The sequence below is a fragment of the Candidatus Oscillochloris fontis genome (genome assembly GCF_004138135.1).
Classification (GTDB): domain Bacteria; phylum Chloroflexota; class Chloroflexia; order Chloroflexales; family Chloroflexaceae; genus Oscillochloris; species Oscillochloris fontis.
In genome coordinates this window covers 1-15,550 of the sequence record NZ_RYFD01000040.1, presented here as the reverse complement: position 1 = coordinate 15,550, position 15,550 = coordinate 1, and the positions used below count along the sequence as shown (strand labels likewise).

Here is a 15,550-nt window from a genome sequence, read left to right as displayed (position 1 = left end):
GGCCACTATAAAGATTTACCGGGGTGGATGGTTGGGGATTGTACCATAGCCCTAGAGGTGATGCAAAGAAAAATAATATGGATTTACACGGGTGCTTTGTAGCATATTAAGACCAAATGAGGATAATATCTATTCCCGACAAGAAGTATCAAGACAAACGTGATGACCGTTCGCCCAAAACGACGAAGGCGGGCATCGGAGAGAGCGGGTTGACTGCACTACGCACCCGGCGGTAGCCAGCGGCCTCAAGCTGCACGAGCAGATCATCGCGCACCGCCAGCACATCAGCGGGGCTAGGAGCCTGACGGGGTTGGAGCACAATCGCGAGGGTGCCACCGGGGCGCAAGACACGCGCCACTTCACGCAGATCGTCGCTGAGGTTGATCCAGAATTGGACATTATTGACCGCCAGAACGCGCTCGAAGCTGCGATCTGCGTAGGGCAAGGTGCTAACACTTCCGATCTGAAGACGTACCCGCCCGGCTTTGACCATCGCGGCATTACGGCGGGTGGCCTGCTCGACCATCAACGGGGAGATATCAATTCCCTCGACCATGCCGTGGCGGGCGCGACGAGCCAGCGCCTGCACTGCCAAGCCCGGCCCAAAGCCAATCTCCAGCACATGGTCGCCGGGGCGCACCGCAAGTTGATCAACCGCCCAGGTATTCAGATCGCGGTTGGTGAGCGCCATCAACCAGCCCGCTAGGCGGCCTGCTAGACCCTGCGGGTTGCCAAACTGATCGTAGAACCGTTGTGACATCCTATCTCCTCGCATGAACTTGCAGGACATGTGCAAAGTCTTTGGGGCTGCGCCCCAAGCCCCATTTTTGTTCTGTTTTGGCGGCTACGCCGCCAAAACAGAACAAAAAAGATCTTCGGGGGCGGCGTAGCCGCCCCCGAACCCCCACCGGAGGTGACTTTGCCCATGCCCTGCATGAACTTGCGAGGTCTATTGTACCAGAGGCCGGGCGATCTGAAGGGTGATGGTCACCGTTGTACCCACATTGAGTTGGCTGGTGATACTCAGTTTGCCGCGCTGGGCTTCGATCAAGCCTTTGGCGATGGGCAGCCCCAAACCGGCATTGCCGCTCACACCACGCGCCGCATCGGCACGGTAGAAGCGCTCGAAGATATGCGGGAGGTGTTCGGGCGCAATCCCGCTGCCCTGATCGACGACGTGGATCTGCACCTGCTGTCCATGAGGTTGGGCAGTCAGCGTAATCGTGGTGTTAGCCGCACTATGGCGCAGGGCGTTATCGAGCAGAATGAGTAAGACTTGGCGCAAGCGATCCGGGTCGGCCATGACCACCCCGGCCACGCTTCCCAACTGGATCTGGATGGCATGTTCCTCACTCACGCGGTTCATCTGGCGCTGGACATCGCCGAGCAGTTCAACGAGATCAACCGGCACCTGTTCCAACTTGAGCCGCCCACTATCGAGCCGCGAGAGGGTGAGCAGATCATCAACCAGATGGCGCATGTGGTCGGCTTCGCTCAGAACATCGCCGAGCAGATCGCGCTGATCGAGATCATCAGCAGGAATGCCGCGCAGCGCCACCTCGGTGCTGGCCCGAATCAGGGTGAGCGGGGTACGTAGCTCGTGGCTCGCGTTGGCAATGAAGGATTGCTGGCGCTCCCAGGCTTGTTGGGCTGGCCCCAGCGCACGTCCGGCGATCCACCAACTGCCTAAGCCCAGCAAGATGACACTCACTCCACTCAGGGTAAGGATGACCATGAGTAGTTGGTTCAGCACATGCTCCTGGTCGGTCAGGACGCGGCCCAGTTGCAGCGCCGCCGGGCCATCATTACGGGTGAGTTTATAGGTGAAGAGGCGCACATGGCGACCATCTGCCGTGGTAATGGTACGCAGATCGCTGCCCTGACTCAAGGCCGCTTGCAAGGCTTCAAGATGTGGTTCGGGCGGGGTGTCCGAGAGGTTGGGATTAAAGAGCAATCGCCCCTTGGTATCTAAGGGCAAGACAAAGATCGCCGCTAGTTCTGCATCATACGCAGTGGCTTCAGGTAGAGGCGTAGAGGTTAAGGGTGGACGCTCAATCGTATCGGAATCTACCGCTTGGCCACTATAGGCATCAAGATAGATCTCGCTATCATCGGCAAAATAGATCTCGTAGATCAGGCGGTCGCGCTTCTCATCTAGTTTGATGCGGGTCAATTCGCGGTGTTGGTAGGTTTGCTCAATCACCTGCCGCACCTGTGCTTCCGTCAGCGGAACCCCGCGCTGGGGGCGCGGAACGAGTGGGGCCGCATCTTGGCGTACCAGCGACCAATCACGGTCGGTGGTGATCAACTCGGCGGGGATGGGGGCAGCCAAACTGTGGAACTCGTGGGTCATTTTGTGTTTGAGCGCCAGATCGGTGACATCCTGAAAGTAGCGTTCGACGATCAGGTAGCCACCACCACCCACCATAATGATCAGCGCCAGCGCAGAGAACATCGAGAGCAGCGTCAGTTGGATGCGCAGCCCCCTAAACACGACTGGCCTCCAGGCGGTAGCCGACTCCGCGCACGGTCATGATCGGGTCGCTCTCGCCGGGGGCATTCAGTTTGCGGCGCAGGTAGGAGATGTAGACATCCACCAGTGCGATCTGCACGTCACGCTCATACGACCAGACATAGTCGAGGATCTGTTGGCGGGAGAGGCTGAGACCGACATTACGCATGAGGTATTCGAGCAGGTTCCATTCGGTAGGGGTGAGATCGAGGACACGGCTCCCACGGCGCGCCATATGGCTACGCAGATCGAGGACAATCTCGCCGACCCGCAGTTCGGAGGTATCGCTACCGGGGGGGGTAAAGCGGCGGCTAAGGGCGCGCACGCGGGCTAATAGCTCCTCGAAGGCAAACGGCTTGACGAGGTAATCATCGGCTCCGCTATCTAAGCCACTGACGCGATCTTCAAGCTGACCACGGGCGGTGAGCAAGAGCAGCGACATGGGGGTACGCGCCGCCCGGATGGCACGACAGATCGCGGGGCCATCACGGGTAGGCAACATCCAATCCACAATCGCCACATCGTAGATGCCTTGGAGCGCAAGATCAAGCCCCTCTTCGCCATCATGAGCGACATCTATCGTGTAGTGTTCTTCCGCTAACACCCGGCGCATGAGCCGCGCAAGGCGCTGGTCGTCTTCGATAATCAGTAGGCGCATAGTGTAGATAGTTATTGGTTAGCTGATATGTGGGGTGCAGTGTAACATGCTTGGATTGGAATGGGCTTGGAATTTGAATCCTACGCCCCCACCGGCAATTGCACCGTGAAGGTCGCGCCCTGGCCGGGTTGGCTCTGAAGTCCCACACTGCCTCCCTGGGCAGCAACGAGGCGTTGCACAATCGCCAACCCCAAGCCACTGCCGCCGGTCTCACGGGCGCGGGCGCGGTCGGTGCGGTAGAAGCGGTCGAAGATGTGGGGTTGCTCGGCGGCGGAGATGCCGGGGCCAGTGTCGCAAATGGCGAAGGTGATCATCGAAGAATCGTGGCTCACACGCAGGGTCACGGTTCCTCCGGCGGGAGTGTAGCGAATTGCATTCTCGATCAGATTGCCCAAGATCTGCGCGAGGCGCTGAGGGTCGGCGCGGACGGGCGGGAGTGGCGGGGCTGGCTCAAGGCGGAGGGCGACGCCATGCTGCCGCGCACGTGGTTCGGCGGCGGCGGCGGCAATGGCCAAAGCGTGGGCAGGATCGAGGAGCTGCGGGCTGAGTGAGAGTTGCCCGGCATCGGCCAGCGAGATGAGGCGCAGATCGTCCACGAGGCGCGCCAGCAGACTAATCTGGCCACCGAGCGCCACGACTGCCTCGGTGCTGGGTGGGACGATCCCATCTTCAATACTCTCAACCTGAAGTTGCATGACGCTGAGCGGGGTACGCAGTTCGTGGGCAATATCGGCCACCATCTGGCGGCGCAGATCTTCTTGGTGCGCAAGTTCGTTGGCCATCCCATTGAAGGCGTGGGCCAGTTCGGCCAGTTCGGCCTCAGCCGGAAGCGCCAGTGGCTCGTGGCGAGCGCCGGTGGTGAGGCGGCGGGCGGCGTTGGTGAGTGAACGCAAGGGGCGCACGAGCCGCCTAGCAACGAAGATCGCTACCACGAGTGCGCCGACAACCGCCAGAAGGCTGCCACCACCGACGATCCAGATCAGCGAACGCACGAAGGTGCGCTGGGCCAGATTGGTCTGTTCGGTGCTTGGGAGTACCGCCACGCTGCCTACCTCGCGATTTCCGGCCAACACCGGCACCGCCGACATCCGCATACGCGGCTGCATTGGGCGTCCGTCCAGTTCGCCTTCACTATCAAAGATCACCCGATCCTTGGTGTCGGCCAGTACCACCCGGCCTTCATTTTCGCCAAACTCGGCCATACGCGCATGCAACTGGGTCTCGACCCCTATCCAGCCGTGATTAGTGGTGTAGTACTGACCTAAGGGGCCGCTCATCCGGCGCGCCAGCATGCGCGATTGGCTCACAGACTGTTCGCTGCTGATCTGCATATAGACGCGCACGATCATGCCGCTGGCCAAGAGGCCGACGAGCAGCACTGCCAGCAGCGCCACGAGGGTATGGGTGATGGTCAGGCGGCGGTAGAGCGAGCGCATAGCAACCTACTCAGCAGCAGCAAACTTATACCCCACCCCAAAGACGGTCAGGATGCGGCGCGGAGTGGCCGGATCGGTCTCGATCTTGCGCCGCAGGTTCTTGATATGGGCATCAATCGTGCGCTCGTAGCCCTCAAAGGTATCGCCTTGGGCCGCATCGAGAATCTGAGCGCGCGAGAGCGGGCGACCAGCGTTGCGCATTAGGGCGACGAGGATGGCAAACTCGGTGGGGGTAAGATCCACCGGGTGAGCATCTACCTCAGCGGTATGGCGATCCAGATCGAGGCTCAACCCAGCGCCACGGAGCATACTGGAGGGTGCGAGCGCACCACTGGCGCGGCGCAGGATGGCGCGTGCCCGCGCCACTACCTCGCGAGCACGAAAAGGCTTGGCGATATAGTCATCCGCACCCAATTCCAACCCGATCAGGGTGTCGGTCTCTTCGATGCGGGCAGTGAGCATAATGATCGGAACCGCCGAATCGCGGCGCAATTGGCGGCAGACCTCCAAGCCATCCAATTCGGGCATCATCCAATCGAGAATAATCAGATCAGGGCGTTCGCGGCGGGCAAGATCCAACGCTGACCGCCCATCATAGGCGGCCAGCGTCTCGAATCCAGCTTGGCGGAAATAGGCAGCCAAGCCCTGGACGATCTCGCGCACGTCATCAACGATCAGGATGCGTTGGGGCATGAGGTGGAAATTTCCTACTTCACCGCATTCTCCGCCGCCGTGCGGAACTCAGCGGTCGCGGCGTCAATCACCGCATTGATGTCACCACCGGCAGAGGTCACGATCTGAGTCAGGGTCTCACCATCACGCAGACGCCCGGTAATGTCACCCACCGGCAGGCCCGTCGCCTGGGCAGCGTGACGGATGAGCGCGGGCATCACCTTCATCTTCGCGGCCTGATCCTGGCGTTCGGCCACCTGCGTACCCAGGGTCGCATCATTCATCAACTCGGTGGCCTTAGTCTGCAAGCGGCTCAGCAGTTCATCGGCGCGCTCCTGGCTGATGCGCCCCTTCTCAACCTGCTTATCGAGGCTCTTCTTGGCGTTAGCACTTACCGCTGCAACCACCGCATCGGCAGAGGTGCCGTGGGCCGTAGCAACTTGGGCCAGGGTCTTGCCAGCTACTAGTTCATCCACCACCTGCTGGCGGGTCAACCCAGAGAGTTGGCTGGTCTGATTGATCAGTGCGGCGACTAGCGCCTTCTCAGTCCCCTCGCCGCGCTGCGGGCCATTGGGGCGGTCGCGCTGAAGTGGGGTCGTCTCTAGTTCGGTCAGGACGGCATCTATTTCTGCTGCACTAGTGGTTTGCACCGGGAAGGCCCAGGCCATTGCTGCGGCAAAGACACCAACAAGGGCCAAGCCAGCGAGAAAGGTCATGAGTTTGCGGGTCATGGTGTACTCCTGTTCTGTAGATTACAGCATTGTTCTGTCACTAGGCACAGTCTAGCGGGGAGTTGTGAAACTGGTATGAAGATGGAATGCGCCACTTGTGAATCATGGCTGCAACATTTGGTGGGGCGGATCGTCATAGACACAGGTAAGATAGCGAACCGCACGGAGGGTGCGGAGATACGATACACCAAGGAGGTTTCTCATGGCAACTCGACTTTATCGTAGCACAAGTGACTGTATGCTCGGCGGTGTCTGTGGTGGTCTAGCCACCTATTTCGGTATTGACAGCGTGATCGTGCGCTTTGTGTTTGCGCTGGCTATCCTGAGTGGCCTCAGCCCACTGATCTATATTGTGCTGTGGATTGTCATGCCGCAGGAGCCTGCGGTGGCTCCGCCTACGGTAGACCCGACCGGGGAGTGGCGCTACGACCCGTACACGGGGGAGGAGCGGAAGAGCTAAGAGGGTTATGGTTTTAGAACGCTGCTCCCTCGCCTGTTCACACAGCGAACAAGCGAGGGAGCGAAGGCGGAAGCGAGACGTATTAGTTGCAGAACTTTTCGCCATATCCGCATCGTTCCTTGACATCCCCCGCCCCAACGTCTATACTCGCCCGCCATGAATGCCCCGTCTGCATTGCGCCGCCCATTCCTGCACACCGCCTTTTTAGCGGGTCTGCTGCTTATACTTCTCGCCGCCCTTGCGCTGGTGGTGTGGTTAGATAATGCCGCGAACCGGGGCATTTCCTTTGTTACCAGTGCGCCACCCCCACCCTATAGCGATCATCCCCGTCTCGGCATCAATCTCTACAACCTCCAGTACGAGCCTGATCACGCTGCGGTTGAACGCAGTTTTGCTCTGGCCCGCGAGCTTGGTGCGCAGTATGCCCGTATCCAGATGACCTGGGAGGATCTGGAGATCCATGGGCGCGGTGATTTTGAGGATCGCCGTAACCTCGAAACGCTAGGCGCGGTCTCGGCGTGGGCCAAGTATGATCGCATCGTCGCCGCCGCGAATGCCGCCGAGGTCGAGTTGATTGTGCGCCTCGAACGCCCCCCGGCCTGGGCACGCCCACAGGCGTTGGCGAGCACCGAATTTCAGGAGGGGTTGCTCCTGGATGGCAACTCCACCGGCCCTCCCGACGATTATGCCGATTTTGGTCACTTTGTGCAGGCGGTCGTCGAACGTTACGATGCTGATGGGATCGAGGATGCGCCCGGCGGGCTACATATCCGCTTCTTCCAGATCTGGAATGAGCCGAACCTGCGTGGCGAGTGGAACTGGCAGGAGCCTAGCCCGGAAGATTTCGTGCGCCTGTTGCGCATCGCTGCCGAGGCCGCCCGCAGCGCCAACCCGCAGGTGGTCATCCTCTTCCCTGGCCTCTCACCCACCGATGGCCTCGATTGGCGCGCCCCGCTGAGCGAACTGGACTACCTGGATCGGATCTATCAGGCGGGAGGCGCGGACTACTTCGATATTCTGTCGGCGCAGAGCTATGGCCTCGGCCAATCACCCACTGAGCATCGCTATGTCTTTTTGCGCGGACGCGGCAACTGGAGTTGGAGCCAGCCGATTGATACGCGCAGTGATGTCAGCCGGGTGGTGCTGCTACGTGAGATTATGGAACACCACGGCGACACCCAGACTCCGGTGTGGGTGAGTGAGTTCGGTTGGAACAGTGCCCCCGATAGCCTCCCGCCAGAGCGCCGCAGCACCTGGGGCCAGCCGGTGACTGAGGAGCAGAAGGGAGCCTACTTGATCGGCCAGATCGAACGTGCCCGCCAGGAGTGGCCCTGGATGGGGGTCATGAATGTCTGGATGTTGCGTTTTGGTGGCTATGCCGAGCCTGACCTCAATGATCCGACGCCCTACTTCGCCTTGGTGCGCCGCGATTGGCAACCGTTGGCGAGTTATGTCATGCTCCAGGAGTATCTGGCGCGCCCCAGCGTCGCCGGGGTGGGCGCACATAGCTGGGATTCCCCGGCGGTGACGCAGGGGGGCACGGGGTGGCAGGTGCGCTTCAGCGGGGCGCGGATCAGTCTGGTGGGGGTAGATGTGGCGACCGAGGTACAGATTGATGGCCGGGCCATAACGCTCAGCCCGGCTCAGGTGGGGAGTGTCGCGGCGCTGCAATCGGGGTGGCTGGAGCCAGGCGAGCACCTGCTCGAACTGAGTGGCGCAGCCCCGACATGGTTCGGGGTGGATCAGGTGCGCCCGTGGGGCTGGGCGTGGGATTATGGCCCGCTCCTACTGATCATCGCATGTGCCGGAGTGGGGGCACTCCTGGTTGGAGGAACACCATGGCGCACCCGTCGCAACGCCTGAGCCGTCAGGAGATCATCGTTCTCATCGCCATGGGGCTGGGGTTACTGATTGCCTACCGGGTCTCGGCCCAACTGCCCTTCACCGCCCTGGGATTAGCCATCTTCACCCCGCTGGCGCTCTGGCGTCCCGATCTGGCGCTGGCCTATGTGCCCTTCACGGTGGCGCTCTATTTTATGCCCAAGGGGCTGTTTGATGCCCGTTTTGGCATCCGCGAGAGCGGTATCTATGTGCCACTGCACGAGGTCGTGCTGCTGATTACTCTCGCTGGGGCGGGTTTACGGCTGCTGATTTTTGGTGTTTTTTGGCGGCTTCACCGCCAAAAAACACCAAAAAAGATCTTCGGAGGTGGCGTAGCCGCCCCACTCCTGCCGATTATCCTCTTTCTGGCCGCAGGCGTGTGGGGCTTTGTGATCGCCGAAGCGCGTGGCGCGGCGCTGCGCGAGCTACGCTGGGTGATCGTCGAGCCACTGATCTTCTTTGGGCTATTGCGTTTCTACAGCGACCAACGCGGCCCTAGGTACCTCCATCTATTGATCATCTTCTGGCTGAGTGGCGGTGCGCTGGTCGGCTTAGTGGGCATCCTCCAACTGGCGGGACTCAACCTGGCCCCGCTGATCGGCATTAAGAGCGGCTACAGTGAAGACCTGATCGCCGTCGAGGGCGTGCGGCGTGCCACGGGCCTCTACGGCCACCCCAACAACCTCGGTTTGGCCCTCGGACGCCTCTGGCCGGTTGCGGCAGCGCTGGCGCATGCCGCCTTCTGGCATGGGCCGGGCGGGGCGGCTCGGCTGCGCCGCGCATGGCCGCTGCTGCTCCTCACTTTGCTCAGTTTGGGCGGGTTGCTGGCCTCCTTCTCACGCGGAGCCTACCTGGGGGCTTTGGTCGCCGGGGTCATCCTTGCCATCACGCTCATCCCGGCCCATCTGCGCCCACCCCGGCGGGTTCTGCTCGGCTTGGGGTTGGTGGGCATGCTAGGGTTGCTCGTGCTCGCCTTCAGTGTCGAACGTTTCAACCTGATCGGAGGCAGTAGCAGCATCCGCCTGCAAACCTGGGCCTCGGCACTGGCCATGCTGCGCGATCATCCGCTGGGGATCGGGCTGGATCAGTTTGGCTTGATCTACCCGTACTATATCGCCCCCGAACTGGCCAGCACGAATGAGATCCATACCGCGCATCCCCACAACCTGATCCTCGACATCGCCCTGCGCATGGGGCCACTCGGCATCATTGCCGTTGGCTGGTTGCTGTTGCGCTTCTACCGCCAGCCGATTCCGCCCACATCGGCGTTGATGATCGGAGCCAGTGCAGCGATGAGTGCCGCCCTGGTGCATGGGCTAGTGGACTCGTTCTACTTCTGGCCCGATCTGGCCTTCGCCTTTTGGATGCTGCTGGCAATCCGGTTAGGGCGGGGGCAAAATCCTTGAGGCTATGCCTCCCGGCGGAGGTTCGAGAGTAGGGGCGAAGCATCGCCCGCCAGATGGCCGGGGGAAGCCCACACATATTGGGAGGCGATGCTTCGCCCCTACATACATGAATCCCCACCGGGTTGGGTCACACGGATACGTTATAATACGCCCATTAACCTAGGCAACAACAATGATGTGACAGCAATCCGCTGAAGGAGCGCGACGATGAGCGACAGCCCCAAAAGTAGTTGGCAAATTAAAGGTACGGCGGTACTTGATGAATTGATTGCCCTGATGGGCTTGACCGCCGAAGATGCCCGCCTGCTCGCCGCGCTAGAGGCGACGGCGGCAGCACGTGGCCCGCAGATGGCCGAGGATTTCTATGGGCGGCTCGGAGCGCATGCCCAGGCCGTCGAGTTTATTACCGATAAACCCATGGCTGGCCTGCATACGACGATTATCGAATGGTTTACCCAACTCTTCTGTGGTAAGTACAATGCCCAATACGCTGCCCGCCGCCTGCGGATTGGGGAAGTGCATGTGCGCATCGGGTTGCCCGTGCGCTACCCGTTGGCGATGCTCGATGTCATTCTGCCCCACGGCGTCGCCATCGCCGAGACCTCGCCCGAACCAGCGGCCGCCCGGCGTGCCTTCTTCAAGGTGCTGGCGCTTGATGTCGCGATCTTCAACCAAGCCTACGAAGATAACCAACTTGCCCACTTGGTTGAGATGGTCGGTGGCGAAACCCTGGCTCGGCGCTTGCTGACGGGGCAGGCGTAGGGGAATCCGGTGGGCGTAGAGACGCAATATCTTGCGTCTCTACGCCACCAACGGCAAACTGATCTGCACCGCCGTTGATTGATCGGGCACACTGGTGACACTGAGTGTCCCGCCCATAATCGCCAACATCGTGCTGTGTAGCGCCAGACCGTGGCCTCCATCGCCACGCGGCGGGCCAGATTGCATGCCTACCCCATCGTCAACGATACGCAGGGTGAGCAACGTAGTTCCACCCGCCCCCGCCCCCGGCTCACACTGCGCTTGTACCGTCAGCCCCAAACGACGCCCCGGCGTATCGCCACGCCCGTGGCGCGCCGCGTTGCGTAGCGCCTCGCGGGCCGCATAGTAGAGCGCCTCAGCCGCCAGGGGATCGAGGTGGTGTGCCGCTTGCTCGACATCCGCCGCGACCGTCCACCCCACCTGATCAAACGCTCCGACCAGATCGGTCTCTAGCGCCCGCCGTAATGCGCCCAACGCCCCCAAGCGTGCCAGATCAGCCCCGATAGCCGGCGGGAGATCATGGAGCAGATCGGAGATCATGCGGTGTGCGGTCTGAAGATTGCTCATCGCCGACTGCAATGCGGGATCACTATGAGTCTGCCCGCCCATCTCCAACAGGCTGGCGTGGATCTGTGGCAATACCTCATCGTGCAGCACGCGCCGCGTCCGTCGATCAAGCACCTGGCTCTCGGCGAGGCGGCGGCGTTGCAACGCGGCCAAGCGCCGGGTCATCTCGGTGGCGGCACGCGCATCCAGGAGGCGCTCGCTCGCCGCCCGTGCGACTTCGATCTCCTCCTGGGTGTAAATGCCGCCGTCGCTCTTGGGGCCAATCAGCAGCCAGCCGATCAGGCCACGCTCGTTGCGCAGCGGTACCGCCCAACCCGCCCCACCATAGTGCTGGGGATCTATCGGCAGACAGAGCGGGAATTGATGCTCCGTAGTTTGCGGCAGCGCCAGATCGCCCAGCGCGGGTGGCACACCATGCGGATAGGCCAAGGCCGGGCCAGCCAGATCGGCCAGCGAACCCCACGGCAACAGGTAGGCGCGGCGGGTATTGAGCAACTCGGCACACAAGACCTGGAAGGTCGCACTTGGTTCGCCCTCCGCCGAACTGCTCGGCCCAAGCAGACGTGTATAGAGGTTCTGGCTGGTGACAAAGGGACGCAGCCGTGCGAGGCCCCCCGCATGCGGCCCCTGCGCCGAACGCCACCCCACCAGCGCCATGAAGATCGTCATCAGGATGGTCGCAATCAGCAACTGGTAGATCGGCTGCTCTGGGATACCAAACGCACTCAACGACCAGCCCATCACCAGGGCATAGCCACCGCCTAAGAGCAACTTGCGCCGCCACTGGCGTGCCAACTCGCCACGCGGCAACGTGGCCCCGGTAAAGACCTCATACGCCACGACGGCTTGGCCGATCAGCACCACCGCGCCCATAAAGAGCGTATTGATCAGACAATCGAAACTGATCAACAGCGTAATCCCCTGCATGGTCAAGCCCGCAAAGATCTCGTTCCGCGTGCGATCAAGAAACCAGATCGAACCCACCCCGATCAGCATGACAATCAATAAGAGCACCCCCGAAGCTGCCAACAACCACGGGCGAGCGCGCTGGCGCGCCAGATCGCCCATAAAGCGCTCCGAGGCAGCAAAAGGACGCCGCAGCGTCAGCAGCGCCAACACGATACACAGCGTTGCAAAGGTCGGGTAGAGCGAACGCGACAACGTCGTGAGGCTGAAGAGGTCGGCGGGGCCAATGGGGGGCCGGGCCAGATCGGCATAACTGGGCAGTGGATCAAAGAAGAGCGCCATCAGCAGGGCCACGCTACCCAACAGACTCACCCCAGCCACCCAGATGCGCTGGGGGTAGAGCTGCCAGCCACCGCTGTACCAGACCATCACCACATACCAGAGGTAGGGCGCAATAATCAGCACCAACCAGCCGGTACGCCAGTAGAAATCCATATTGTCGTCAAAATCACCAAAGACCCGCCCGACCACAATCGTATGGCCAATAAAGAAGAGGCCACCAAAGATCAGCCCACCGCCCGCCAGCCAGGTACCCCAGGTTCGTCGTTCCGCACTCAGCAAGACCGTCATCCCCAACCAGAGCAGGGCAATTGTGTTGAAGAACGAACCGGAGATCAAGGCCCAATCGAGTACTGCGAGCAAGAAATAGCGCAGATCACCACTCAACCCATTGCCCACGCTCGTCCTCCACTACTGGCGTACCATCGTCGGCCCAACGAATGAGGCGACCGGCCTGAACGATCAGAGCGGCACGGGTACGGGCAACCTTTTCATCCGTAGCGCTATCACTCAGCTCCCAGGCGGCGTAGATCTGGCCATTAGTACGGCTGATGGTGCGCTTGTCGCGGAAACCGAGGCGGGCGGCGATCTGCTCGTTACTCATTCCCCGCGCCAGCATATGTGCCACTTGCTGCTCGTTAGGTTCGAGCAGGGCCATTGGGGCATGGGCATCCTTGCGGCTCACCTCCTGCACCCGTGATTCAATCTCAGGATCAATATAACTGCGCCCAGCAACAGCATCGCGGAGCAGCGGCACGATCATCTGTGGGAGCAGATAATTGGACTTGCGCACATAAGCATAGTGGCTGAGGATACCCGAACGGCGAAAGGCGCGGTAGTAGGCATCATCATCCTGGATGGAGTAGAAGACCACCGGCAGGCGCGGATGTTCACGTCGAATGGCCACTGCCGCCTCAATCCCATTCCACTCGCCCTCCAGTTGTACATCCATCAGGATCGCGTCGGGGGCCACCTCTAGACAGCGCGTTAGGGCCACCTCGCCACTGCCACAATCACCAACAATCGCGACCTCACCCGTCGCACGCAAGCCAGCACACAGGGCGGGGCGCAATTTCTGGTTATCTTCGACCACGAGAAGTTGGAGCATAGTAGTGCCTGATGTTCAATGCCCATAGGGGCGAATCATCGCCCTCACCAACCATGATAACCGCTTCGGGGCGATGCTTCGCCCCTACGAGATGATTTACCTCCAGCATAGAAGGCATGTCAAGCACCTGAGTGCGTCGAATTGCGGATCTAAGCGGTGGTATCGGCATCTGGTTGCTGACATACTAGAGAAAGAAACACCATCAACAAAGGAGCACCCGCTATGCGTCACCTCCACACGATCCATACCCGCCTCGCCAAGAGCCTCTTCTACCCCAGTGCGGCAGCCAGCAGCTTTGTTATGATCCTGGTGATCGGGCAGACCCTCATGTTAGGTGAATTTGTGGCCGGGTTCCTCGTCTGGAACCTCATTTTAGCCTGGATTCCCTACGTGATTGCCATGTGGGCCGAAGCGAGCGCCCAGCGCAGCATGTGGCGCGCCATCATCCCCGGCATCGCATGGCTGCTCTTCCTGCCCAACGCACCCTACCTGCTGACCGATCTCATCCACCTCGAACGCTTCGGGTTCGTCTGGTGGTACGATCTAGGACTGCTCATCGCCCTCGCATGGTCGGGAATAATCTTAGGGGTAGCCTCGCTCTTCATCATGCAGCGGATGGTTCGCGAACGCATGGGAGCCTTCGTGAGCTGGATCTTCGTACTCACCAGTTGCGGACTGAGTGGTATCGGGATCTACGTAGGACGCTTCCTGCGCTGGAACTCCTGGGACATCCTCTTCAACCCGCACTGGCTGATCAGCGATACGCTCTACCTGCTCAACACCCCCGCCTACTACCCGCAAATGATCGGCGTAAGCGGCCTCTTCGCCGGGTTCCTTGCCCTCGGCTACCTAACGCTCGTGGCGGTGCGGCAGGCGTAGAGACGCAAGATATTGCGTCTAGAGACGCAAGATATTGCGTCTCTCTAGACGCAATATCTTGCGTCTCTCTAGACGCAAGATATTGCGTCTCTACGCCATCCGGGGTGGTAGGGACAACCCGCGCAAAAATGCTTGCACCGGGCCAACTACTTGGTCACCGCCGATATAGATCACCCCCGGATCATAGCGTAGCTCACAACGCTGCTTGCGGCCATAGGTGATACTATAGCTCTCGGTATGACCTCCATCAGGGGCATCTGCCGGTTCAACCCGGCGCAGATCGCCACACTCAATCGGCTCAAGTTGGGCAAAGAGCGTCGCGACTGCTCCTTCATCCGCAGGCCACTCCCAATGCCCGACATTCACTTGGGTCTCTGGTACCCGCCCCTTGCGCACCAAGGTGATCGTGCGTTTGGTAATGACGACCTCTTCGTGCCACTGGAGTTCGGGTAGAATCGGCCCCGCATCGGAGCTATAGGCTACCAAGGCGATACCATGCATCAGCCCCTCCTAATTATGCTCATCGCGGCTGAACCGTGCCATCACCGCTGCCCCCAACGCATTCGCTACCCGATCTGAGGTGGCATCCCACGCGGCATCATCATTGCCCCCTGCGGGTGCAATCATAATCTGTTCGCGGCGTACCCCCCGTGCCACCAACTGATCACGATCATTACGACTCAGGGTAATGAACCAATCTGCACGCAATAGTGGTGCCTCTGCACGAGTCTCTACGGGTAGGTTGTAGTAGAAGACCACTAGTGGGCGTTGGGCATGCCAACGATCTAACCAAGGAATAACCGCACTATGTGCTAGGCTGTCAATCAGGAGTAGATCATACTGATGGGGATTGACCCGCACCTCTTGTTGCGAGGCCAGATCAGCAACTGAAACCACCACCTCATCAATCTGAGCACCCGTCAGACGTAAGCGCGTAAAGACCTCATGGGTATATGTCTGGTGCTCAGAGCGATGGACGCTACAATCGCCTGTAATATAACAGATTCGCATTGTTGCAGCTGGGGTTTGTACATATAATCCAGAAATCTATTGTAGCCTACACTGAACAGAATTAGTAGCTCACCTTACGCACCCAGAAAATCAGGGATATGCTACAATCTGAACTATGAAAAACGATGAACTGTTCGACCTCTATAGTGATTATCTCATTAGCTCCTTCGGTCAAACGACGGCAACCGGGTTGTCCGCATTGATGGAAGGGGAAATCAGTCA

The 15,550-nt window shown here is 60.3% G+C and carries 15 protein-coding genes; 5 read left to right on the top strand and 10 right to left on the bottom strand.

Annotation, left to right across the window (positions count from 1 at the left end):
- Positions 1-148 precede the first annotated feature (148 nt).
- The 6 genes from EKD03_RS14035 to EKD03_RS14010 form a co-directional block, all read right to left on the bottom strand.
- Positions 149-760 carry a class I SAM-dependent methyltransferase gene (locus tag EKD03_RS14035; protein ID WP_202976798.1) on the bottom strand — a complete coding sequence of 204 codons (612 nt, stop codon included), beginning with the start codon at positions 758-760 and terminating at the stop codon, positions 149-151.
- Between the two features lie 189 nt (positions 761-949).
- Positions 950-2,494, bottom strand: a complete 1,545-nt coding sequence (locus EKD03_RS14030; RefSeq protein WP_238613526.1) for an ATP-binding protein — start codon at positions 2,492-2,494, stop codon at positions 950-952.
- A complete protein-coding gene (locus EKD03_RS14025) occupies positions 2,487-3,170 on the bottom strand; it encodes a response regulator transcription factor (protein ID WP_129632038.1) in 684 nt (227 codons plus the stop codon). Before EKD03_RS14025 ends, EKD03_RS14030 begins: the two co-directional genes overlap by 8 nt.
- A gap of 80 nt (positions 3,171-3,250) precedes the next feature.
- On the bottom strand, positions 3,251-4,606 hold the full coding sequence (locus tag EKD03_RS14020) for a sensor histidine kinase (protein ID WP_129632034.1): 1,356 nt from the start codon (positions 4,604-4,606) through the stop codon (positions 3,251-3,253).
- A gap of 6 nt (positions 4,607-4,612) precedes the next feature.
- The gene (locus tag EKD03_RS14015; protein ID WP_129632031.1) at positions 4,613-5,299 is read right to left on the bottom strand and encodes a response regulator transcription factor; all 687 of its coding nucleotides are present in this window, start codon (positions 5,297-5,299) and stop codon (positions 4,613-4,615) included.
- Between the two features lie 14 nt (positions 5,300-5,313).
- Positions 5,314-6,009, bottom strand: a complete 696-nt coding sequence (locus EKD03_RS14010; RefSeq protein ID WP_129632028.1) for a hypothetical protein — start codon at positions 6,007-6,009, stop codon at positions 5,314-5,316.
- A gap of 202 nt (positions 6,010-6,211) precedes the next feature.
- On the opposite strand from EKD03_RS14010, the gene EKD03_RS14005 reads away from it, so the two are divergent.
- The 4 genes from EKD03_RS14005 to EKD03_RS13990 all read left to right on the top strand — a co-directional run bounded on the left by EKD03_RS14005 (position 6,212) and on the right by EKD03_RS13990 (position 10,518).
- Positions 6,212-6,469, top strand: a complete 258-nt coding sequence (locus EKD03_RS14005; RefSeq protein ID WP_129632025.1) for a PspC domain-containing protein — start codon at positions 6,212-6,214, stop codon at positions 6,467-6,469.
- Positions 6,470-6,625: 156 nt separating this feature from the next.
- Positions 6,626-8,332 carry a glycoside hydrolase 5 family protein gene (locus EKD03_RS14000; RefSeq protein WP_129632022.1) on the top strand — a complete coding sequence of 569 codons (1,707 nt, stop codon included), beginning with the start codon at positions 6,626-6,628 and terminating at the stop codon, positions 8,330-8,332.
- Positions 8,308-9,756 carry an O-antigen ligase family protein gene (locus EKD03_RS13995; RefSeq protein ID WP_161569270.1) on the top strand — a complete coding sequence of 483 codons (1,449 nt, stop codon included), beginning with the start codon at positions 8,308-8,310 and terminating at the stop codon, positions 9,754-9,756. The genes EKD03_RS14000 and EKD03_RS13995 overlap by 25 nt, the downstream gene beginning before the upstream one ends.
- Positions 9,757-9,963: 207 nt before the next feature.
- Positions 9,964-10,518, top strand: a complete 555-nt coding sequence (locus EKD03_RS13990) for a protoglobin domain-containing protein (RefSeq protein ID WP_129632016.1) — start codon at positions 9,964-9,966, stop codon at positions 10,516-10,518.
- 39 nt (positions 10,519-10,557) lie between these two features.
- Here EKD03_RS13990 and EKD03_RS13985 read toward each other — a convergent pair whose 3' ends face one another.
- A complete protein-coding gene (locus tag EKD03_RS13985) occupies positions 10,558-12,729 on the bottom strand; it encodes a sensor histidine kinase (protein WP_129632013.1) in 2,172 nt (723 codons plus the stop codon).
- Positions 12,707-13,438 (bottom strand): response regulator transcription factor, encoded by a 732-nt coding sequence (locus tag EKD03_RS13980; protein WP_129632010.1) that lies wholly within the window; start codon positions 13,436-13,438, stop codon positions 12,707-12,709. Before EKD03_RS13980 ends, EKD03_RS13985 begins: the two co-directional genes overlap by 23 nt.
- A 222-nt stretch (positions 13,439-13,660) precedes the next feature.
- On the opposite strand from EKD03_RS13980, the gene EKD03_RS13975 reads away from it, so the two are divergent.
- A complete protein-coding gene (locus EKD03_RS13975; protein ID WP_129632007.1) occupies positions 13,661-14,317 on the top strand; it encodes a DUF1361 domain-containing protein in 657 nt (218 codons plus the stop codon).
- A gap of 90 nt (positions 14,318-14,407) precedes the next feature.
- Here the strand turns inward: EKD03_RS13975 and EKD03_RS13970 are convergent, their stop codons facing one another.
- Together EKD03_RS13970 and EKD03_RS13965 are read right to left on the bottom strand one after the other, a co-directional pair.
- Positions 14,408-14,818, bottom strand: coding sequence for a hypothetical protein (locus EKD03_RS13970; RefSeq protein ID WP_129632004.1), 411 nt, complete (start codon positions 14,816-14,818; stop codon positions 14,408-14,410).
- A 9-nt stretch (positions 14,819-14,827) separates the two neighbouring features.
- Positions 14,828-15,328, bottom strand: coding sequence for a hypothetical protein (locus EKD03_RS13965; RefSeq protein ID WP_129632001.1), 501 nt, complete (start codon positions 15,326-15,328; stop codon positions 14,828-14,830).
- Positions 15,329-15,550 lie beyond the last annotated feature (222 nt).

What these genes read in the sequence shown, in the direction of transcription:
- EKD03_RS14000 (WP_129632022.1), top strand. Translation starts at nt 6,626, where the DNA reads ATGAATGCCCCGTCTGCATTGCGCCGCCCATTCCTGCACACCGCCTTT.
- EKD03_RS13990 (WP_129632016.1), top strand. Translation starts at nt 9,964, where the DNA reads ATGAGCGACAGCCCCAAAAGTAGTTGGCAAATTAAAGGTACGGCGGTA.
- EKD03_RS14035 (WP_202976798.1), bottom strand. Translation starts at nt 760, where the DNA reads ATGTCACAACGGTTCTACGATCAGTTTGGCAACCCGCAGGGTCTAGCA.
- EKD03_RS14025 (WP_129632038.1), bottom strand. Translation starts at nt 3,170, where the DNA reads ATGCGCCTACTGATTATCGAAGACGACCAGCGCCTTGCGCGGCTCATG.
- EKD03_RS14005 (WP_129632025.1), top strand. Translation starts at nt 6,212, where the DNA reads ATGGCAACTCGACTTTATCGTAGCACAAGTGACTGTATGCTCGGCGGT.
- EKD03_RS13970 (WP_129632004.1), bottom strand. Translation starts at nt 14,818, where the DNA reads ATGCATGGTATCGCCTTGGTAGCCTATAGCTCCGATGCGGGGCCGATT.
- EKD03_RS14015 (WP_129632031.1), bottom strand. Translation starts at nt 5,299, where the DNA reads ATGCCCCAACGCATCCTGATCGTTGATGACGTGCGCGAGATCGTCCAG.
- EKD03_RS13980 (WP_129632010.1), bottom strand. Translation starts at nt 13,438, where the DNA reads ATGCTCCAACTTCTCGTGGTCGAAGATAACCAGAAATTGCGCCCCGCC.
- EKD03_RS14020 (WP_129632034.1), bottom strand. Translation starts at nt 4,606, where the DNA reads ATGCGCTCGCTCTACCGCCGCCTGACCATCACCCATACCCTCGTGGCG.
- EKD03_RS13995 (WP_161569270.1), top strand. Translation starts at nt 8,308, where the DNA reads ATGGCGCACCCGTCGCAACGCCTGAGCCGTCAGGAGATCATCGTTCTC.
- EKD03_RS13975 (WP_129632007.1), top strand. Translation starts at nt 13,661, where the DNA reads ATGCGTCACCTCCACACGATCCATACCCGCCTCGCCAAGAGCCTCTTC.
- EKD03_RS13965 (WP_129632001.1), bottom strand. Translation starts at nt 15,328, where the DNA reads ATGCGAATCTGTTATATTACAGGCGATTGTAGCGTCCATCGCTCTGAG.
- EKD03_RS14010 (WP_129632028.1), bottom strand. Translation starts at nt 6,009, where the DNA reads ATGACCCGCAAACTCATGACCTTTCTCGCTGGCTTGGCCCTTGTTGGT.